This window comes from Scytonema sp. PCC 10023 (assembly GCF_963920835.1).
Classification (GTDB): domain Bacteria; phylum Cyanobacteriota; class Cyanobacteriia; order Cyanobacteriales; family Nostocaceae; genus Kalymmatonema.
In genome coordinates, this window is sequence record NZ_CAWUDP010000024.1 from 84,435 (window position 1) to 105,669 (window position 21,235).

General features: G+C 41.3%; 19 protein-coding genes. 9 read left to right on the forward strand and 10 right to left on the reverse strand.

What is annotated here, in order from left to right; translation table 11 throughout:
- Positions 1 to 16 precede the first annotated feature (16 nt).
- The 5 genes from ACM0OZ_RS16545 to ACM0OZ_RS16565 all read right to left on the reverse strand — a co-directional run bounded on the left by ACM0OZ_RS16545 (position 17) and on the right by ACM0OZ_RS16565 (position 6,625).
- Positions 17 to 1,519, reverse strand: a complete 1,503-nt coding sequence (locus ACM0OZ_RS16545; RefSeq protein WP_414583902.1) for a family 10 glycosylhydrolase — start codon at positions 1,517 to 1,519, stop codon at positions 17 to 19.
- 501 nt (positions 1,520 to 2,020) lie between these two features.
- Positions 2,021 to 2,419, reverse strand: coding sequence for a photosystem II protein Psb27 (psb27, locus tag ACM0OZ_RS16550; RefSeq protein WP_414583903.1), 399 nt, complete (start codon positions 2,417 to 2,419; stop codon positions 2,021 to 2,023).
- 128 nt (positions 2,420 to 2,547) lie between these two features.
- Positions 2,548 to 3,687, reverse strand: a complete 1,140-nt coding sequence (cofH, locus tag ACM0OZ_RS16555; RefSeq protein ID WP_414583905.1) for a 7,8-didemethyl-8-hydroxy-5-deazariboflavin synthase subunit CofH — start codon at positions 3,685 to 3,687, stop codon at positions 2,548 to 2,550.
- Between the two features lie 46 nt (positions 3,688 to 3,733).
- Positions 3,734 to 4,987, reverse strand: a complete 1,254-nt coding sequence (locus tag ACM0OZ_RS16560; RefSeq protein ID WP_414583906.1) for a glycosyltransferase 87 family protein — start codon at positions 4,985 to 4,987, stop codon at positions 3,734 to 3,736.
- Between the two features lie 36 nt (positions 4,988 to 5,023).
- On the reverse strand, positions 5,024 to 6,625 hold the full coding sequence (locus tag ACM0OZ_RS16565; RefSeq protein ID WP_414583907.1) for a glycosyltransferase family 39 protein: 1,602 nt from the start codon (positions 6,623 to 6,625) through the stop codon (positions 5,024 to 5,026).
- Positions 6,626 to 7,657: 1,032 nt separating this feature from the next.
- Between ACM0OZ_RS16565 and ACM0OZ_RS16570 the strand changes: the two genes are divergently transcribed.
- The 3 genes from ACM0OZ_RS16570 (at position 7,658) to ACM0OZ_RS16580 (ending at position 12,515) form a co-directional block, all read left to right on the forward strand.
- Positions 7,658 to 9,034: a hypothetical protein gene (locus ACM0OZ_RS16570; RefSeq protein WP_414583908.1), complete on the forward strand. Its 1,377-nt coding sequence runs from the start codon at positions 7,658 to 7,660 to the stop codon at positions 9,032 to 9,034.
- Between the two features lie 303 nt (positions 9,035 to 9,337).
- Positions 9,338 to 10,588: a glycosyltransferase gene (locus ACM0OZ_RS16575; protein WP_414583909.1), complete on the forward strand. Its 1,251-nt coding sequence runs from the start codon at positions 9,338 to 9,340 to the stop codon at positions 10,586 to 10,588.
- A 61-nt stretch (positions 10,589 to 10,649) separates the two neighbouring features.
- Complete coding sequence (locus ACM0OZ_RS16580; protein WP_414583910.1) at positions 10,650 to 12,515, forward strand: glycosyltransferase; 1,866 nt, start codon at positions 10,650 to 10,652, stop codon at positions 12,513 to 12,515.
- A 59-nt stretch (positions 12,516 to 12,574) separates the two neighbouring features.
- On the opposite strand, the gene ACM0OZ_RS16585 is transcribed toward ACM0OZ_RS16580, so the two are convergent.
- Positions 12,575 to 13,180 carry a DUF3318 domain-containing protein gene (locus ACM0OZ_RS16585; protein WP_414583911.1) on the reverse strand — a complete coding sequence of 202 codons (606 nt, stop codon included), beginning with the start codon at positions 13,178 to 13,180 and terminating at the stop codon, positions 12,575 to 12,577.
- Between the two features lie 176 nt (positions 13,181 to 13,356).
- Between ACM0OZ_RS16585 and ACM0OZ_RS16590 the strand changes: the two genes are divergently transcribed.
- Positions 13,357 to 13,608: a hypothetical protein gene (locus ACM0OZ_RS16590; protein ID WP_414583912.1), complete on the forward strand. Its 252-nt coding sequence runs from the start codon at positions 13,357 to 13,359 to the stop codon at positions 13,606 to 13,608.
- Between the two features lie 463 nt (positions 13,609 to 14,071).
- Entirely contained in the window at positions 14,072 to 15,088 is a 1,017-nt protein-coding gene (locus tag ACM0OZ_RS16595) for a ribose-phosphate pyrophosphokinase (protein ID WP_414583913.1), read from the forward strand.
- A 91-nt stretch (positions 15,089 to 15,179) separates the two neighbouring features.
- On the opposite strand, the gene ACM0OZ_RS16600 is transcribed toward ACM0OZ_RS16595, so the two are convergent.
- On the reverse strand, positions 15,180 to 15,896 hold the full coding sequence (locus tag ACM0OZ_RS16600) for an SDR family oxidoreductase (RefSeq protein ID WP_414583914.1): 717 nt from the start codon (positions 15,894 to 15,896) through the stop codon (positions 15,180 to 15,182).
- A gap of 199 nt (positions 15,897 to 16,095) precedes the next feature.
- Here ACM0OZ_RS16600 and ACM0OZ_RS16605 point away from each other — a divergent pair, with 199 nt between their 5' ends.
- From ACM0OZ_RS16605 to ACM0OZ_RS16615, 3 genes are all read left to right on the forward strand, one after another.
- Positions 16,096 to 16,446 (forward strand): winged helix-turn-helix transcriptional regulator, encoded by a 351-nt coding sequence (locus tag ACM0OZ_RS16605; RefSeq protein WP_096567503.1) that lies wholly within the window; start codon positions 16,096 to 16,098, stop codon positions 16,444 to 16,446.
- An 86-nt stretch (positions 16,447 to 16,532) separates the two neighbouring features.
- On the forward strand, positions 16,533 to 17,135 hold the full coding sequence (locus tag ACM0OZ_RS16610) for a Uma2 family endonuclease (protein WP_414583915.1): 603 nt from the start codon (positions 16,533 to 16,535) through the stop codon (positions 17,133 to 17,135).
- 475 nt (positions 17,136 to 17,610) lie between these two features.
- Positions 17,611 to 18,057: a DUF3574 domain-containing protein gene (locus tag ACM0OZ_RS16615; protein ID WP_414583916.1), complete on the forward strand. Its 447-nt coding sequence runs from the start codon at positions 17,611 to 17,613 to the stop codon at positions 18,055 to 18,057.
- A 17-nt stretch (positions 18,058 to 18,074) separates the two neighbouring features.
- Here the strand turns inward: ACM0OZ_RS16615 and ACM0OZ_RS16620 are convergent, their stop codons facing one another.
- Entirely contained in the window at positions 18,075 to 19,229 is a 1,155-nt protein-coding gene (locus ACM0OZ_RS16620) for an aldo/keto reductase (RefSeq protein WP_414583917.1), read from the reverse strand.
- Between the two features lie 74 nt (positions 19,230 to 19,303).
- The gene (locus ACM0OZ_RS16625) at positions 19,304 to 19,801 is read right to left on the reverse strand and encodes a bifunctional nuclease family protein (RefSeq protein ID WP_041040189.1); all 498 of its coding nucleotides are present in this window, start codon (positions 19,799 to 19,801) and stop codon (positions 19,304 to 19,306) included.
- A 338-nt stretch (positions 19,802 to 20,139) separates the two neighbouring features.
- Between ACM0OZ_RS16625 and ACM0OZ_RS16630 the strand changes: the two genes are divergently transcribed.
- A complete protein-coding gene (locus ACM0OZ_RS16630) occupies positions 20,140 to 20,820 on the forward strand; it encodes a riboflavin synthase (RefSeq protein WP_414583918.1) in 681 nt (226 codons plus the stop codon).
- 89 nt (positions 20,821 to 20,909) lie between these two features.
- Here the strand turns inward: ACM0OZ_RS16630 and ACM0OZ_RS16635 are convergent, their stop codons facing one another.
- A complete protein-coding gene (locus tag ACM0OZ_RS16635; RefSeq protein ID WP_414583919.1) occupies positions 20,910 to 21,134 on the reverse strand; it encodes a helix-turn-helix domain-containing protein in 225 nt (74 codons plus the stop codon).
- Between the last annotated feature and the right edge of the window lie 101 nt (positions 21,135 to 21,235).

A 21,235-nucleotide genomic window follows, 5' to 3' on the forward strand; every position in this document is an offset into this window, starting at 1 on the left:
CTCCTAACTCCTGCAATTACTGAACGCGACAGAATTTACGCTGGTTATCATGCTGTGGGTCTTGCCAAGAATAAGCAAAATGACTGACTCCTGTGAGTTGGGGTGCAAGTTGGCGCAGCGCCTGCATTTGCACTTCTAGCGGAGGACGATTGCTTATTGACTCTCCCCATTTACCAGCTAAAGCTGGAATCACCTGGGTACCTGGTTTTGCCATGTTCACAACCCGCTGTACCTGCGCCACAATACAGTCGGCACCGGCACAATTCGCATAAGCCATAGGATGCCACTGTAGGGTATTGGGGAACTTATCCCAAGGTTGCAAGCGGGAATCATACCCTTGACCGACCATTTGGTTGCCATCAGGAAAAAATACTGCCCCTACTGGAATGCCTTGTTGCTGTGCTGGATAAGCAGCTAGGGCAACAAAATCGAGGATGCCTTGCATTGCGTGGGCGACTGCTAACTGCCATAACTCAAATTGTAGTTTCGGTTGCCTTTGGGTTGCGGGAAGGATTGACTTTTGCTCTGCGGGTAGAGTGCGACCCTGCCACAAAGGTTCTGCTTCTTGAGGATAGAGTTTATCGACCTCTCCTACATCTCCTGCTGTAATATATCCCTTACTTAAAAAGCGTCTAATGAATTCCAATCCTTTATAATTGAGCGCCCGTCGAAATAAAGCCTGTTGGGTCGCGTCACTGTACAGCCATAAATCTGTGATTTTCGTGGCAATGGAATCACTGCCAGCCTGTCGTGGATAGCGCACGTAGTCGAAGAGTACCCCATCTGGGCGACGACGCAGCACTTCCTGTAACATTTGGTAGTAATCTCGTTTGGCTTGCAAGTTGTAGGGATCGATAAATACCTGAGAACCGTTATCTACGACGTAGAGGCTGGTTTGACCCTTACCATTACGGGCGATCGCCCCTTCTCGATCTGAACGCTGGGCGTAAGTATAGCCAAAATTTGTTGTGAACATCCAAGCGTAAACCTTAAGACCGCGTTCCCGCCCTTTTTGAATTGCTGTGGCGAGCAAATCAGTCTTTTCTGTTCCTGGCGTGCGAATCACAGAAGGCCAAACTGTGGGGTTAGCCCCTGTCGGTAGTAGAACTTGCCCATCATAAAAAACTTCCAAATAAACTTCGTTATAACCTCGGTTGACAATCCGATCCATGATTTGGTCAACCAGTCCTGGCTGAACATCACACGGATACAAACGTAACCAGATTGCTTGCAGCTTAGGCCAATTACGATTGCGGCATTCCTGCAAAGCTTGTGCGTGTTGTTGCAAAAGTTGCTGGTAACGAACTTTTTGCTCTTGATTGCCTTTGAGTGCTGACAAACGTAAGTTTTCTTTTTCTTGCGCTTGAGGAGGTGATAAATGGCAATACTCTGTGAGTTGCGCCGCTGCTGGCTGATTCCTCAAAAAGGGAATCAACAAACTACTGCTAAAAATGGCAGCAGCAAGCAGGCGTCGCCAAAAGAACATTGATTTTGCAACATTCAAAGGACAGTTGGACATACGTACAAGTACAAAGACAAAACAACCATCAACCCTAAGTTTAATTACGTAGGATGAAGTGTATCGAATTCTATGATTTAGAAATAGGGGTTTTGAAGCCTACATTGTATCGACTCCCAAACCCCTATTTCTGTTGCCGAATTTTGTTTGTTATTCACCTTACTGGTATCCTCTGCTTACCTCCTCGGCTTTCTGGAGCGTCCTGTTGCGGTTCACTTATAGGTAATATTTAACTGGCAAATGAGCAGTTACAGGAATTTCTTATGCAACGTTGGGATGCGCCCATTGTTTGCTATACTGCCAGAAATATTTTTGTGGGATCCATAAGCTTTTATTAGCTTTTATTTAATAGGGCAAGAAAACCGCATCCCGCAGGTGGAGTGCGTCTGACTTTTTTGATTTGATGATGTCACAAAAACATTGCTGAGTCTAGAGTTAAAGCTCAACAGTCAAAACTTTGGACTCAAGACTTTGACTCTAGACTGTGGGTAGCAGTTATATTTAAGCACCACGCTTTAACGCTGCTTCTACCTGTGCGAACTCCTGCTCTAAACGGTCTTTAAGTTTTTTTGGCACAGGACGATTTGGATAAGAACTATAATGTCCCGCTAGGGAGTTAAGAGCAGTTCGCATGGTTGTGAAGGAAGCTAGACCAAAAAGAGAACTATCCCGCTGGTAGCGAGCTGCAAAGTCATTGATTTTCTTACGCGCTTCTGCTTGAGCTGCTGCTTTATCGGGTGAATCTTGTGGTAACTCTAAAGCAGTCCTCAAAGTCGTAACTATAGCTAAGGTATCTTGACGATAATCCCCTGTTAAAGCACCAGGACTGCTGTTACAGCCCATCAAACCAATAACGACAACCAAAACTAGGGGAAGCAGACGTGACCAATAGCGCTTCATAAGCATCAAGTGAAACAATACCTAAATCAACGTCCATCCTATCTTGGATTGGTATCATGGGGATCATCTCATAGGGGGACAGGGTATAGGATACAGCACAATTGAACCCATAACCCGTAACCTATAACCTAACGTTCCACTTTTCGATACAAAGTATCACGTTGCTGGTAGGGACGTCCTAGGTCGGTGATAGCAGCTTGTAAAGTTTCGACTGACATATTAGTACCACCTTGAGCGCCTGCCATTGTCGTGATATGTTCTTCCATTAATGTGCCACCGATATCGTTACAACCCGCCAATAAAGCTTCTGTTGCACCTAAAAGCCCCAGTTTTACCCAACTCGGTTGATGGTTAGGAATCCAATTTCCTAAGAAAATCCGTGCTACAGCGGTTAGTAGCAGTGCGTCTGTCAAAATGGGTTGCTCGTGTCCTACACGGCGACGTAAAGGTTTGGGTGCTTCTTTGCCAACAAAGGGTAATAAAATAAACTCAGTCATACGGGCAGGATACTCCCGATGGATGGCAGTTTGTTGGAGACTTCGCAATTTTTCCAAATGCTTTATTTGTTGTTCTGGCGTTTCAATATGCCCTGATAGCATTGTGCTAGTAGTGTGCAAACCTAGTCTATGAGCTGTACTCACAATTGAAAGCCAAGTTGCTGTGTCGATTTTTTCTGGACAAAGAATACGCCGCACTTCATCATCTAACACTTCAGCTGCTGTTCCTGGCATAGAGTCAACACCAGCATCTCGCAAAGCTATAATGACATCGGCATACTCAAGTCCATCTTGTCTTGCTATGAATTGCACTTCTTGGGGAGAAAAAGCGTGTAGATGCAGTTGGGGAAATTCCTGCTTAATAGTTTCTACAAGCTTAAGGTAATAAGGCAACGATTTTCCGTTCAAGACCGCTTGTGGGTTTAATCCTCCTTGCATACAGATTTCCGTCGCACCCCGTTGCACCCCATCTGTCGCCTTTTCCAAAATCTGCGCCCAGTCTAACCAGTAAGCACCCGCCTCCCCTTCATCTCGCCGGAAGGCGCAGAAACTACAGTGCTGTTCACAGATGTTGCTGAAGTTGATATTACGGTTAATGATGTAAGTAACAGTGTCACCCGCTTGCTGTTGACGTAGTTTGTCAGCTGTAGCACGAATGGCGGCGAGTGCATTTTGGTCAGTTTGTTTCAACAATATCACTCCCTCTTCGGGAGACAAATCGTACCCACTCAAGGCACGGTCAAGAATAGCATCAACAGTTACAGTAGACACAGTTTATCAAAAGCGAACCACATTTCTTATTCTGACAATCTTCTTGCTAATTGGCATTATTTCGCCTTAGCACAGAATTTGTTGAGCTTGGCAGATAATCTAAAAATATCCAGATACTAAATCCTAAAATTAAAAAATTTCTCAAATTTAACCATAAAATTTTAACATAATCAAGCTGGCGAAAACTACCAAATGACGCCATGATATAGGTAGTGATACAAATAGCTAGCATCAAAATAGCGTGGCGTGGTTTTAATAGCGCCGCAAAAGGAATGAGCCATACTATATATTGAGGTGAAAACACCTTATTTGTAACAATAAATATTAACAATGCAAGCAGCGTGTAAGCTACTAAGCTATCCACTTTCATCAATTCATTTTTATAGCGTTCTTCTCGAAAACGGTACCAGCAACTCACTAACATGGAAATGTAGACAATAATTAATAAGAGGGGCAATACAGCCAGCACTATATCATCTAAAGGAGAAACTATATTTCGTGAACCGTAGCCAGCAACCGTTTTAACTTCTATCAACCCCCACTTGTGTACCAAGCTAATTATTCCAGCAGGTAATGATTCAATTTGTAAACCCCGTTCTTTATGGTAATCCAAAAAGGAAAACAGCTTGTCTTTGGTAGTGATGAGAAATGGTAAAAAACTCAGAAAAACTGTACCAAGAGTTCCCAACCATATATTTAGAATGGCACGGTAGGATTTATTGGTAAAAAAATAAACTGTAAAGACGGGAAGCAACACCAAAGGATAAAGTTTCGCAGCTACACCCAATCCAAGAGAAATACCTGCTAAAGTAGGACGATTAGATAAGACAGCAACTAAAGCTACAACTGTTAATACTGTAGGAAATAAATCATATCTCCAGAGTAGAACTGGTGAAATGATTAATGCAAATAATGTGTAGAAAACTAAGACTCTTATTGTTTGACGTTGAGAAGCATACACTGATACCACTCGTACTAGGAACAGCATATTTATTGTGCTGAATAATATGTTTTCTAACAAAAATAAAAAGGCATATATATAATAATTCTTTGCAAGCCCTAATGCTACCATTCTGGGTAGAACAAAAGGTAAGAGTGCAAATGGCGGATATTCTAAATTAAAATCTCGATAAGGTAATTTACCTTCTAGTAAGTAAAGCGAAGATCTGTAGTAAATATTTAAATCATGAGTTCCCACCATCTTAAAAATAGTCAAGAGACCTACAATAAGTAGCCCTAACACTTGGATTGCTACTATCGAGAATATCCGTCTCTGAATTTTTCTTTCTTCGAGTAGCATATTTTTAGACTCTATTACTTTAAATATTTACGTCGGTTAATTTTTATTCTTTAGCCGCCACAGTCTCCCGTTTTTGTAAACATTATCAAGAATGAATGTCTTTTCCAGGTCTGATTTAAATTTTTTAGAGGGATTATATAAAAAGACATCACTGAAGCCATCAGCAATTTTGGGTATATTGGGTTCTGTGACTAACTGCATTTGCACGTTTGGTTTTAGCAAATGACTCAGAGACATGATATCTCCAATATTAAGGGAATAATTACTACTGATAAAAAGTGGTTTCATGGAACTGTTGATTATTCGAGCTATTTGGGGATTTGCGTGACTTCCTTTATTCCACCATGTCTCTGCTTGGGAACTGACTGCACACGATAAAGCTCCAATGGAAAGAACTGCTACCAAAACTAATTTCCAAAATCTGCGTTTTAGCACTTTATTACAGATAATTTGGCTTGCTAATAAGTAAGCAACAGCTAGTTGAATACCTACATAACAGGGGATGATGTATCGAGAGCGAAGACTCAACTTGCCTCCAAGAAGAACATCATTTAATATGACAACTAAAGCAGGCACTCCAGATAAGGTAAAAATAAATAGCCAAACTTGGTTTGCAGTTCGGCGATATATAAAATAAAAAGAAAATACCACCAATATGAGTAGTAAGGGAACTAGATATCGACCCCAACGCAAACCAGGAATATTTAAATCTGGAAAAAATGGTTCATAGCGCCAAAAATCACCAAAGAAATAACTGTTATTACTCGTCCACCCTGTGACTAAAGCTGATATTGATTGTCTTTTTTGAGCGCTGCTTGTTGTCTGTTCGACTTGCGACAAGTTATTAATAAGAACTAAAATCCAAGGTACGAAAGCGAGAAAACCAGCACTTGCTGCTACCAAGTACGCTTTAACGAGTTTAGTAAATCGAAAGCCTTGAATAACAAATACGTAGATACCGTGAGCAACCGTCACCAATGCAGAAAACAAGAATGTGTACAGTCCTAGTGTTACTGTGATGGCATACATCACCCAAAGCCGCTTGCTACCTAACCGGATTGCTCGTAACAGTGTAGCACTTGCAAGTAAGATAGTCACCGTCCATAAACTGAACTGCCGTGCTTCTTGGGCATACAATACATGAAAGGGAGAGACTGCTAAAAGTGCTACACCCATCCATCCTGTTATGGGTGATTCAAATAATTCTAGACACAGCCAATAAATGCAAGGAAACGCAAGCAAGCTAATGATTGCTGATAGGGTTCGGGTGACTGCGATTGAATTTCCAAAAATTTGCACCCATAATCTTACAAGTACGTAATAAAGTGGAGGGTGCTGAGCATCTTCCACTGCCAAAGAGTTGATTGTGTCAATGACACCTTTTTCTGGATTAGGGTACTGATACTTCCTGACAGATTCAACACCAATGACTTGTCCGTTAAACACTTGCTGGACAAACTCGTTTTTAGTGTAACCAGACATCCGTAGTCCAGTATAAGCCTCATCGTGCCAGTAGACTTTTTGCTCAAGATTAACAAAGCGAAAAAATATCCCCAAACCTAGCAAAACAAGAATGAGAACCGTAAGCCAAGTTGTTAGCTGTCTTGGGAAGAGCCGTTCTCTACTGGTTGTTCGCATTGGTAAAAAACAAAGTATCTAGCTCCGTTTATTTTCGGCTGTTTATACCAGGTGTGTCAAAAGTACGACTGTATTACATAGGAAATACTTATACTATACATAGACATAATATAGCAATCCGGTTTTATTTTAAAAAAATCTAAGTATCTTTCGGGTGGGCAATGCTTACCAAAACCCAGATATAACCCAGATATGGTAGGCATTGCCCACCCTACATGTATTTCAATAATCTGCGGAGGAATCCTATAGACTTAGTTTGGCGAATCATAACAATAATTTGTAAATTTTGTTATAACTTTACAAAGCTGGTATCAAACATATAGCAGCAATATTGGTGTCAAAAGTCAGGATCGGAGCCGGAGACGCTTTGTCAAGGAGTCAGAAGTAAAATTTGCTCGCTTATCTGGCTCTTGAGTTGAAAAGGTGTAGCTCAATAAAGATGCAAACTGCTGTAGTTATTTGAAATACTGTTTTCCGGACAAACGTGAATCAAATACTTGTTGCAAATAAAAAAGCATAAAAGATATGTAAAATGATTTTTAAAAATATATTTTATAAATAAGTTTTCTATGAAAAACCTGTTTAATCAACACAATATCATATCAGTTTTCAACAAAATTATGATGATATTTGACAAGCTATTTTTTTTATTTGGAGAAAGTATAGTAATATTTCATCTATTTTTCATATTTTGGAAATTGTGTAAAGAGTAAATTAAGTAAATTTTTTTCCAAATACGAGTGCTATACTTTGCTCATATTGGTGGTTGCAGCAAGAAACTTGTTTGGAGTAGCTAGACTTCAAAAAGCAGGAAGGCAATAGATTTTCATTTGCCAGTTGGTGCATTACCTTGTATAGAATTCATTTGCAACTCGGTACTTAACCTACTGAAAAATAAATTTTTGGGTAGAAATTGCTATTACTCTAATTCGAGTAAAGTTTTACTCTTAATTCCTTATGGAAATTTAGCGCCAGTTTTTGGCAATTCCTACCCTAAGGTAGGAAAAACTTTGTATTAATAACTATTTAAAGATGATCAAGCAAATTTCTCATAGAATATTCATCACTGTATTTATTTTGATTGGTCTTCATGCAACGCCTGATGGACCTCAAACCAATCGCTATACTGATGCGATTCACTCATTTGTTAATTTCGGTACATTTGCTCTCCAAAAAGGATACCGTTCTCATATAGATATTTTGATACTTAATAATAATGCTTATTCTGTCATTCCGCCTGGTATTCCAATTATCCTGGCTCCTATTTACTTTATTCACCAAATGTTAATGAGGGTTCTTGGCATTCCAGTAGGAGAGGTTTATTGGTCAATATTTAATATATTGTCGAATGTTTGCGTCATGGCTCCTCTTCTTGGAATTGTGGCAGTCATAATGTTTAAAACTTTAAATCATTTCACAAATGACTTGACAAAAAAATTATGGCTCGTTTTTATCTTTATTTTCGGTTCCTTAGTATTTTTCTATTCTACTAATGGAATTTGGGCTCATGTATACACAATGTCATTTATTTTTATAGCTTTTTATTTGATTCTTAATCAAGCAAATAGTTTCTTAATCGGAGTTTTCTTAGGTTTGGCTCAATTCGTTGATTATATTGCTATTATTCCAATTTCTTTGCTTATTGGATTTTGGATATATTTAAAAATTAAAGATAAGCAAAAGAAAAAATTGCTTATAGACATATCTTTATTGTTATTAGGTTACTCAATTTTTATAGTAATAATTATGCTTTATAACCAAAGTATTACAGGGTCAGTATTTAAAACTCCTAACTCGCTGTTTCTCCTACAGTTGAATCAACAAGAATCGATGCAGAAAAGTATGTTCTCTTTGCCTTCTTTAGAAAGAATATGGGGTTTGACACTTAGCCCATACCGAGGAATTTTTCTATATTTTCCCCTGACATTTTTGTTTTTTGCTTCTTTTATTAAAAAGACTTTTAATAAAAACAATGCCATACTCTTTTGTTTTATTTTCTTTGCTTTTGTATTTGTGTTCAATGCTTCTTACTATGCATGGTCAGGTGACGTTTGCTTTGGTCCACGTCATTTAGTGGTTGCTACCCCGTTTATGATTCTTCCAATTGTGTACTGTCAACTGAAATATATTAAGTTATTGGGGATAGTATCTATTTTTATCAATTTAGCTGGAGTCTCTACGATTCCGTCTAGCAATTTACTTATAAATATAGGGATGTTCCTCTATCGAGGGCTTTTTTTGCACTGGCTAGATTACTTATACAAAGTAGTATTGCCTCAGTATTACAATGTTCGTCTCTCTTTAATGACACCCTTCTTCATATACGTAGCAACTGGTTTCCTGATTTATTTAATTTGGAAACCAAACATGAAGCAGCAAAACGTGCTGTTTAAAGATAGGGTAGCATAACTACGTATAACTTTTTTTCAAGGCGAATACTATCAAAAATACTAAGATTTGAGAAATGCTTTTTGAAAATAGAATTGCTCAAATTAAGGATGAGAAAATAACCTGTATCGAAACTTGACATGGTCGTTATATTATGTTTGGTTAATTCTCCATATATTTTTTGGTAGTAAGGACAAAAGCCTTTGCGATATCAACTAAAGAGGACTAAAGTCCTCACTACGAAATTATTCAAGGCTGTATTACCGGGCTTGATATTATTTACAAAATTAGTGAAAATTTGTTCCTCAAATAATCATTATCTAAATGAGTATCATCGAACCTAATTCCCTTTTGCCAGTACCCACTGGTGCATTACAAATTCCAGAATTACCGAGAGCAACGATAAACGCAGATAGTGAACCCCTGTTGTCTCTGGTGATTCCGACTTACAAAGAGGCTGCAAATATCCAAAAAATCGTCTCTATATTGAACAACTTGTTAGATGAGTTTATACCAGGAAACTACGAGCTGATTGTCGTAGACGATGATAGTCCAGATGGGACTTGGAAGATAGCACAGTCTTTAATGGAAGAATATCCGCAACTCCGGGTGATGCGACGACAGCATGAAAGGGGACTATCCAGTGCAGTGATTCGTGGATGGCAAGCAGCCACAGGACGTGTTTTAGGAGTGATAGATGCTGATTTGCAACATCCACCCCATGTGCTGTTGCAACTGTTGCAAGCGGTGGAGCAGGGAGCAGATTTAGCTGTCGCTAGCCGTCATGTAGAAGGTGGTGGAGTCAGCAGTTGGAGTTTTGCCAGGCGTTTCTTGTCACGAGGTGCTCAGTTATTAGGATTGATCATCTTACCAGGGGTTCTGTCAAGAGTGTCAGACCCGATGAGTGGTTATTTTATGCTCCGTCGCGACTGTATAGTCGGTCAAACGCTCAATCCCGTAGGATACAAAATTCTGCTGGAAACTATCGGACGCGGAAACGTCGGCAAAATTGCGGAAGTTGGCTATGTGTTCAGTGAGCGCAAAGAGGGTGAAAGTAAGGTAACTTGGAAGCAATATGTTGATTATATCCACCACCTTATCCTCTTACGGGTATCTACAGGTCGGCTTAGACGATTCAGTCAAGTCAGTCAACGCGTCGGTTTCCCCATCGATCGCTTCCTCCGTTTTGGCTTGGTGGGACTATCAGGGGTATTTGTAGATATGGTAGTGCTTTACTTGCTCAGTGACCCAACGACCTTGGCTTTGCCTCTTACGCGTAGCAAAATTATAGCAGGTGAAGTGGCAATTGTCAATAATTTTTTGTGGAATGATGTGTGGACTTTTGCTGATGTCAGTAGCCAGCAGCGGCAATGGCGTCAGCGCTTGAAGCGGTTTTTGAAATTTAATATGATCTGTCTTGCCGGATTGGTGTTAAATGTGTTGGTGTTGAACTTGGTGTTCAATTTCGTCATTCCCAACCGCTACATTGCTAACCTGATTGCCATTGCGGTGGCTACTGTTTGGAACTTTTGGGTGAACTTGAAGCTGAGTTGGCGCGTCACACAGGTGAAATAAAAGAAGGGAACAAAGAGTGATGAGTTATGAGTTATTAGTTATAAGTGATAACTCCTAATTTATGAATTTAGTCCTTAAAACTCAAAACTCAAAACTCAAAACTCTATTACTGCTGACGGTATGGGTGTTGATCGCCATCGGTTTGCGCTTCACTCACTTGAGTGCTAAACCCCCTTGGACTGACGAGTTTTCTACTCTGGTGTTTAGCCTCGGTAATAGCTTTTTGCCAGTACCGTTAGATCAGCCGATCTCTGTCGATGTCCTATTACAACCACTACAACCACAGCCGACAGCTACCATAAAAGATGTCTGGAAACATCTATCGAGTGAAAGCAATCATCCGCCGCTTTATTTTTTCCTGACTCACTGGTGGATGCGCCTGTTTCCCACACATGAGGGTTTGGTGTCCTTGTGGGGAGCGCGATCGCTCGCTGCTGTTTTCGGTGCTGCATCTATTCCAGCTGTTTATGCTTTAAGCAAGCTCGCATTTCGTTCCCGTCTAGTGAGCCATTTCGCGGCTGCGATGATGGCAACATCACCCTATGGCATTTTTTTAGCACAAGAAGCCCGTCATTACACTTTAGCAATCTTGTGGGTCATTGCTTCCCTCGCTTGCTTAGTCATTGCCAGTCGCCACATCCAAAACCGTACTCAAATACCTATCTGGGTAGCCCTTTCGTGGGTGGGCATTAATGCTATAGGCATTGCTACTCACTACTTTTTCACCCTCACCCTCTGTAGCGAAGCGTTGGTTTTGCTGTTTCTTGCTTGGCGACAGTGGACAAGGAAGATGGGGGAGATAAGGGAGATAAGGGAAATGGGGGAGATAAAGGCGCAACATCCTCCTCATCCCCCTCATCCTCCTCATCCCCCTCATCCTCCTCATCCCCCTCATTCCCCCAGCCCCTCAGCCCCTTGGTTGCGAATCTACGCTGTTGCTGCGGGTACATTTGTAGCGGCTTTAGTTTGGTTACCCGTGTTTTTACATAACAGTTATGGAGGTAAGTTGACTGAATGGATTCAAGGTTCACGTACTGGAATGGCTTGGATCAACCCAATTTTTCAAGCAATAGCCGCATGGATTACAATGATTTCCTTGCTACCAGTGGAAGCACCACACTTAGCGGTTGTGATTGCTTCTGGAATATTAATGCTAATTTTCTTTATCTGGGCAGTACCAATTTTAGTGCGTGGGATTAAAGTTCAACTTAAACAACCACAAACCCGTTTGATGGTTCAAGTGTTTGTTGGTTTGGTTGTCGGGGCGATCGCTTTATTTTTTATTTTTACCTATTTTTTTGGTATTGACCTCACACGGGGCGCTCGTTATAACTTTGTCTACTTTCCCGCTGTCATAGTTCTACTTGGGGCAAGTTTGGCAGTTTGTTGGCATCATCCCACATTGGCGAAAGGCAGATGGGGAATAAATGGCAAAAAAGCTGTGGTGATCATTTGGTTAATGGGATTGGTAAGCGCTATCACCGTTGTTTGCAATCTAGGCTATCAAAAATATTACCGTCCAGACTTATTTGTACAACTCATTGAGCAAACATCCCATGTCCCTGTACTCATTTCCACAACCCAAAAAACTCATGTACACATTGGGGAAATGATGGGGATCGCCAGGGAATTCAAAATTACCGAAGTTCTGAACCGAGGAAACTTTGGATCAGACTTGTCTGAAAATTCAATTCAAAATACAAAATATACATCACCTCTATTTCTTTTAGCACATCAACATGAAGATCCTAGTACTTCCACCTCTGCCCTGCAAAAGACATTAAAGACGCTGCCACGTCCTTTTGACTTATGGTTAGTAAACTTTTATGCTAACGAACCAGAGGAAGTGAAAAACTGTGTTGTGGACACAAAATCCTTACCAGCAGTCAACGGCTACGAATACAAACTGTATCATTGTAGTCATTAGTCATTAGTCATTAGTCATTGGTCATTGGTCATTGGTCATTAGTCATTGGTCATTGGTGATTAATTATCAAAGTCTTCCGGAACAGGTACTGATGACAAACCAGCTATTGCTCGTAAGTTTTGGCTACGAATCAACTCAGTAAAGTCTAATCCAGAACGCTTTTCAATCTTTGCCACCGCTTCAATTGCAGATAACAGATGTTCTGCTGCTTCAGCTTCCGAGTAACCCCGTCGTTGCGCGACACGGATGGCGGCTTCATCGGCGTTTAACTCTGTTTGCTGGGAACGGTTAGTGCGCCAGATGCGAAGCATAGCCAGCGTAGTTAATCCACCAGCGACAACTACACCCACTGCATCTGCTTGGGCTGATTCTACAAATGCGCCCAAAAGACCGGCGATCGCCACACCTTGATAAATGTCAGGTTTAAACCACTTGACTCCCGTCAACCAGCTCACAGTCCGTAATAGTAATAAATCGCGTTGCGGTTTTGTCAGGCGACGCCATAAATCGAAATTAATATAGATTGGTCGTTCACTGTTCCAAGGCAATGGAAATGTTGCGTCAATCACTTTTGCCTGTTCAGGTTTGCTGACGATTTTTGTCAGCATTCGACCCGAAGCAGGCATCAAATCTAGCAAACGGCGAATTTCAGCGTTTGGTTCCATGTTTAATCAGCTTAGAATCCCTGCGTGTTTATAGCGGGGAGAGTCAAAAACCTTTTAATATATATATGCTTATGCTTAGAATACCTGGTTTATAGGCTTCAATGGCAACCACAAGTCTAACGACTTTGTATAGTCATGCATAATTGATACAAGTAATGGCATATGGCTCATAACTCATGACTATGGATGCTTTTGCTCCAACGCCACCTGAATGGACAAACACGGCAATTCATGCTTATGAATTTTGCTGTCCTAACTGTCACTCAAGTAGTTTGGAAGCTGTACAAGTCTGGATAAATCGTCGTTCGCCTGTGATGACGGAAGAGTATCGTCGCAAATGGCAAGAATTTTACCAGTGCCATTGTGCTTGTGTATGGTGGGCTTGGAGTAGCGATCGCCCTCCAACAAATCTCAAGGATCAATATTAACTTCCGTGACCCTTTAATCACCGTGTTTGATGCAAAACTGGAAATTTAGTTTAACAGTTTCTCCATTTCCACTCAAAACGAGTATTATTGAATATCCAGCTGTCCTTACCTAGGATAGCTTTGAAGTATTTATACTTACTCTTCTTTCAAGATAACGGTAAGTTAAGCTGGCTTGTTCACAGCAATAAATGACGTGGTTAAAGGAGAGCATTCTGCTAAGCATACATCCAAATTCAGTTGGATTTTTTCAATTGAAGCTAAAAAATCTAAATCATGGGTATGGTTTACTGACTTAATGTCAGTTAAGCTATCAATTGTTTGTATGTGCAAGGGCTGGAGAATTAGCAAAATGTAGTTTTGTAGAGGTATGTATAAAAATTTTATGAAAGCTTCAAAAAAGCTCACAGATATTTTTTTTAGTATTTTGGGTTAAACCTGTCAAATGTCTGGTGATAAGATTGCCATGAATGCACATCGAGGATCTGCTGTGCTGAGTTCTGCAACTTTAAAAGTGCAGCCAACTGCAACAGGACTAGCTGAAAACAATCGCCTGCGGCTGCTCTCTGGCTCTGCCAATGTACCACTGTCTCAAGAAGTCGCTCGTTACCTGGGCATGGACTTGGGACCAATGATTCGCAAACGATTTGCGGATGGAGAACTATATATTCAAATCCAGGAATCGATACGGGGCTGTGATGTTTATCTCATCCAGCCCTGTTGTCGTCCTGTGAATGACCATTTGATGGAACTGCTAATTATGATTGATGCCTGTCGACGTGCTTCCGCACGGCAGGTAACGGCAGTCCTTCCTTATTATGGTTATGCCCGCGCTGACCGCAAAACCGCAGGAAGAGAGTCAATCACTGCCAAGCTGGTGGCAAATCTCATGACAGAAGCAGGTGCCAACCGTATTCTGGCAATGGATTTGCACTCAGCTCAGATTCAAGGCTATTTCGATATACCGCTAGATCACGTCTACGGTTCTCCAGTGTTGCTTGATTATCTAGCAAGCAAAGAACTGCCTGACCTTGTCGTGGTTTCCCCAGATGTCGGTGGTGTAGCACGAGCTAGGGCATTTGCGAAAAAGCTCAACGATGCGCCACTGGCGATTATCGATAAACGTCGTCAGGCTCACAACGTTGCTGAAGTGTTAAATGTCATCGGTGATGTCAAGGACAAAACGGCAGTGCTGGTGGATGACATCATAGACACTGGCGGTACCATCGCTGCGGGAGCAAAACTGCTGCGTGAGGAAGGAGCTCGTCAGGTGTATGCCTGTGCCACTCACGCGGTGTTCTCGCCACCAGCGATTGAGCGCTTGTCAAGTGGCGTATTTGAGGAAGTCATTGTCACAAATACGATTCCAGTCGCAGAAAGCGAACGCTTTCCACAGTTAGTAGTGCTGTCAGTGGCTAATCTGCTTGGGGAAACCATCTGGCGGATTCACGAAGACAGCTCTGTAAGTAGTATGTTCCGCTAGCGAAGAGAAAACAGTCATTCCAACTACAGTTGTGCATCAAACGTAAAAAATGAAGGATGAAGTTTGAAAAACTTCATCCTTCATTTTTTATTTATACTGGTTCACTCGCGGGTACAGCTAGCAGCCGGGGAATTAGCATATGAGCAGGTTGTTCCAGGATAAACCGGACACAACGTGCAATATCCTCAGGCTGTAATGCTCCTCCAGAGAAGACAAAATCTTTGTTCTTCTCATCCCAGCTCTGGTATAGTCCCGTGTCCACTGTTCCTGGTTCAATACAAGCAACACCAATGCCAGTTCCAGCTAGCTCCATCCGCAGCGAATCTGTGAATGCTTCAATTGCAAACTTTGTCCCACAGTAAGCGCCTATGTTGGGAACTGTTTTTAAACCAGAAATACTGGAAGTGTGGATTAAAAAACCACTACCAGTTTGTTTGAAGTATCGCAGTGCGGTGTAAGCCATTCGGTAAACGGACTCAACGTTGATGCGTACCATATCACAGATTTTTTCAATGTCCACTTCTTCAATGGAACCGACAGTCATCACACCCGCATTACTAAAAACCACATCCAGCTGACCAAATGCTTGGATAGCTGTATCTACCAATTTTTGTGGTAAACCCGGATCTGTAATTTCACCTGGTACAGCTTTGGCATTCTTGAAACTAGACACAAGTCGTTCTAGCTTATCTTGAGAGCGGGCAGTAAGTACTAATTTCATGCCTGCTGCATCCAAATCCCTAGCGACTGCTTCGCCAATTCCTCCACTAGCACCGGTAATAATGGCGACCTTGTTCTGTAGCTCCATAAATTTGTCCCTTCAGTAAGAAAATTAACTTTCACTCGCCCAGTAAGTCATGAAATACTCATGATTTGCTGCATGCGTTGGAAATTTGCCACATGGTAATTTAGATTGAAATGCTGCTTGTGTCACCATCTGACCACTTAATATCTGGTATCACAGGCTGTTGATAGTTACCAAATGGATACTAATAGGACGAGTGAGGATGCGTGAAGCGAAATACCATTGTCCAGTGGAAGTCACCCTAGAAGTTATTAGTGGTAAGTGGAAATGTGTCATCTTGTGGTGGCTTAGACAAGAGTCGAAACGTTTTAGTGAATTGAAGCAATTGATTCCGGGAATATCACAGAAGATATTGACGCAACAACTGCGTGAACTAGAAATCCACGGTTTGATACGCCGCGAAGTTTATCAAGAGAAACCACCTCGGGTTGAATACTCACTAACCCCATTGGGCGAATCAGTTCGACCAATTACCGATTTGATGTGTGAATGGGGTAAAAAGCGTATGCCAGGATATGAATTTGGTTATATGAAGAATGTTGATACGTTTTAGGTTTAGGGTGGCGTGTACAGGGACAAAGAGGTCATGTCATTCCAGCCTAAAATTGAACTGTCTATCAAGCTTTCAATGGCATTGTCATGAACAGCAAAAAAGCTCAGGTGCAATTTTTCTATACTGTCACCGATGAAGAACTTATGCTTATGAGTTCGCAAAACCCAGAACTTCGGTTTGAACGCAATGCTGATGGAACTCTAGAAACTATGCCACCAACAGGGGGAATTTCTGGAAATAGAGAAGCAAAAGCAACAGCTTATCTCCTGACTTGGGTAGAAAGTCAGGATTTAGGTGAAGTTTTCAGTTCAAGCACGGGTTTTAGATTACCAAATACTGCTGTGCGATTGCCGAAGGCACTGCGCTCCGCGCAATCGCCTGATGCAGCTTTTGTGGCTAAAGGACGTTTACCTGAAGGTTGGGATGAGCAAGAAGACAAGTTTATCAACTTAGCACCCGACTTTGTTATTGAAATTCGTTCTAAAAACGATAGCTTGGAAAAACTCAAGGCAAAAATCGAAGAATATATAGCTAACGGTGTCAAGTTGGGATGGTTAATTGACCGTCAAAATCAGCAAGCTTTAGTTTATCGTCGGGATGGTTCAATCACACAGTATCCAGCTACAGCAATTTTAAATGGTGAAGATGTTGTAGTAGGATTTACGTTGCCTTTGGCGAGATTATTGTAGAAATCAGCATGAAATCAGCAAAAGTTTTATTAAGAAGACCGCAGAGTAGGAACACAGAACTCACAATACATTCCCATAAATAAATGCGCGGGGATTTAAATAAGGACGCCAGAACAAGTAAAAAGAACCAAGTCAAAAGTAAAAAGAAAGAAAAATTTAATATTTGTTTTAACTTTTAATTTTTAACTTTTAACTTGTTTGAGGGGCTTGCATCCTTTTTCTTCAAGCTGACTACTGAGTTCCTAGCTGCGGAGTTCTTTCTTCGCTCACTTTCTTAAATTAATTATATGTTATCTATGAGTTAATAGTATCGGTTGCTACTTGCCAAAATTCATGCAATTGTGATTTCCCTTCGGATGCTCCTCTTTGCACTGTTGATGGTAAATATTGTAAATTATCGCATTGCTTCAGTTTTTCGGAACGCTAAAACTAAACGGTGAAGTCATAACTTGGCAATATCAACCATACGACTTCGATGAGAATTTTGCAAAAAAGTTTAAATAGCGTTATTCTGGCAGGTTTACTTTTTATCGAACCTGCTCATACAAATAATTTTGCAAGCGCCCAGTTACCTCAAACATCCGCTTCAAAATCAACTGAAAGGATTCTTACTAAAGATGAGTTGTACTTTGGCTTATCTAAACCAGGAGGTTTAAGGGTATCTGATGCTGAGTGGCAGATTTTTTTAAACAGTGTGATTACGCCCCGCTTTCAACAAGGATTAACTGTCATGGATGCTTACGGACAGTACCTCAATCAGGATGGCAAACTGATAAAGGAAAAGACTAAGTTAGTTATTCTAATTTACGAAAATAACTTAAGTAAAAATCATATGATTGAACAGGTGATTGCAAGTTATAAGCAAAGATTTCAACAGGAATCTGTTCTACGTGTCACTAGCACTGTCAAATTATCTTTTTGAAGTTGATTTCCTTAGCTTTAACTCCATAACCTTCGTCCCGATGGTCCATTGAGCCTATTATGAGCATCTTGTAACAAAGCGGGAATATCTAAATTTTCTGGACACCGGGGAAGACATTCACCGCATTCTGTACAACGGTTAGCTTTCATTCCTGGGAACCAATGACCGGCATTTTCAAACATTCTGTAGCGATACTGTCCAAAGTCGGTCATATCATATGCTACGGCAAGATTGCGTAGCCGCAATACTTCTGGAATATTAATATTTTCTGGGCAAGGTAAGCACGCGTAGCACTGGCTACATTTATCTGTTTCCACAGCCTTTTGGTGATCTTCTAGACGTTGAAAAACAGTTCTTTCCTCTGGGGTCAACTCTGGTTTAGAGTCTGCAACTCGCAAAGGTTCTGTTAATTCATCTGGATGTGCTGGTCCGGTGCTGAGAGTAGTTATTCGAGGGTCACTTAGTAAAAACCGATAATTTAACTCTAAGGGTGAAAAAGGATGACATAAATCCTTTAAGGTTTGGGGTGGTGTATACAGGCGTCCTCCCTTGTCAGCAGGAGAAATAATGAACACTCCCATATCTTTTTCAAAAGCTTGCTGAATTGCCTCTGCGTTGCGTTGGAAGAAATAGTAATAATGCAGATTGACAAATTCAAATAAATCTGTATCTATTGCCGCTAAAATGATCTCTAGTGGTGCGTGGGTAGAAAAACCAACGTGTCTTACCCTACCATCGGCAACAGCTTCCTGCACTGCCTGCATACAGCCACCCTTGGCTTTTACCCATTCGAGATGTTCCCATGTGTTTAAGCCGTGAATCCCCAAGCAGTCTACATAATCCAACTTAAGTCGTTCTAGAGATTCATCGATGTACCGACGCATCGTGTCAGCATCTGGTGTGGGTGGAATTTTGGTGGTGATGTGAACTTGAGAACGCTTAACTGGTAACCCAACGGCGTAGACGCGCGGCTGCTTGTCGCTAGACATCGCCTCACCAAGATACTCCTCACTTTTACCGTATCCTCTGGCAGTTTCTACATGATTAATCCCTAGCACTATAGCTTTGTGGATGGTGTGCCATGCATTTTCGGGTGAAGCTAAGTAGCGCATTGTCCCTAAGGAAAACACAGACAAGCGTAGATTCGTTTTCCCAAAGCGTCGGTATTGCATCTTTAACTTAGAGTTGGGAGTAGGAGTTAGGAGTTTTTCAGCAAGTCACTCATAACTCATCGTTTATATCTCATCTATGTTTCGCTACTGCCAAAGCGCTTAATCAAATCCTCTGGTCGGAGATTGGAGATAAATTCTCGGAAGGCTTGCTGTTCAGCTTCATCAGCATCCCGATCTACGGGGATAGAAGCATCGGCAATGACTTCTTCCATAACCCAGATTGGAGTATTTGTACGGAGGGCAATAGCGATCGCATCGCTAGGACGCGCGTCAATTTCTTTCTTGACATCGCCTTGCTTAATAATCAAAGCAGCATAAAATGTATCTTTTTGTAACGAATGAATGATGATCCGTTCTACAGTCATGTTCCATGCCTCTAGAATATTCACAATCAGGTCATGGGTTAAGGGTCTAGGAGGCTTTTGGTTCTCCAGTGCGCCCATGATTGCCCTCGCTTGCTCCTGACCGATATAAATTGGTAACGCACGACGGTCTGAAGCGTCCTTTAAGAGGACAATCGGGCTGCGGGTTATGGCATCTAATGCTATGCCAGCGACTTTCATTTCAAGCATTGGCTAAGCCTCTAAAATCCTTTGAGCGCTAGGGTAGTATGTAACAAATCGTACTTTTGAACAAGCCATGTTGGGGCAAAAATAAACATAACTCTTCATTCTCTATAATTGCTTCTATTAAACTCCTAAATGGATGTGAACACCAGAGTAAGTCAAACAAGTCTAATTCGACAATAATCTACTTTCCCAAGTAGCTTAGTAACAGATGTAAATGTTTTGAGATTTTGACATAATGTTTTGTTTGAAATTATACTCGCCTGAGCAAAAATTTTGAGAGAATTACGAGGTGCTTTTAGGCAAAAATAGGTAATAAATAGAGTTAGTTTTGCAAAAAAGCCGTGTTTACAGGAATAATCCAAGCATTAGGAACCGTAAGACCCCTAGGGGGGGATTCTTGGCAAATTACTTGTGTGAGTGAGTCATCTAATGTCATTATGCAAGATTTGGCGACAGGCGACAGCATAGCAGTCGATGGCATCTGCCTAACGGTAGAAAAAATTTTAAAAGATGGATTTATCGCTACGGCTTCACCAGAAACCCTGCGCCGCACAACGTTAGGACAAGAGGAAACACAACAAAGGTACGTTAACTTGGAAGCATCGCTGCGGGTAGGGGGTAAAGTAGGCGGTCATTTTGTCATGGGGCATGTGGATGGTATAGGTGAACTGGTTTCAGCACACGCTACAGCAACGTCTTGGGAAATGACGTTTACAGCGCCAAAAGCGATCGCCCGTTATATTGTTCCCAAAGGCAGTATTGCCATCAATGGCATCAGCCTCACAGTCGCCGACTATCAGCCAGAACTCTCGCAGTTTATGGTAGCAGTGATTCCCCTCACTTATGCCCAAACCAATCTCCAGTACTTAAGCCCGGGCGGTTGGGTGAATTTAGAGGGGGATATTCTCGGCAAATACGTGGAAAAATTCATGGTTTCTGGCAATCAAGAACTTACACAAGCCACAGACACAATTCCAAATGACATTTCACCTACGTTTTTGGTTGAACATGGTTACTTGTAAACAATCAACACTTTCACTACCAAGATTTTTTGTACTTTTCTAGTATTTTCTCACTTTTTGTACATTAGTACTACTTACATGAGTCAGTTTTAGTTGGCTCGGTAAGCTTTAGGAGTCATTCCTATATACTGCCGAAACCATTTACCTAGATGGCTATGACTGCTGAAGCCGCACAAGAAAGCAACTTCCATTACCGATAATTTTGTTTCTTTGAGTAACTTCTTCGCTCGTTCGACCCGTTGCTGAAGTACATATTCGTGAGGGGTGACTCCCATTGATTGCTTAAAGAGTCGGCTGAAGTGAAACTGGCTCATTCCCAGCAATTGGGTTGACTACTGGCTACTTTTTGGGATTTCACCTTGGTCTTGGGGGTGTTGGATTGTGGATAGGACAGTCGATTGGAGTGGCGATCGCA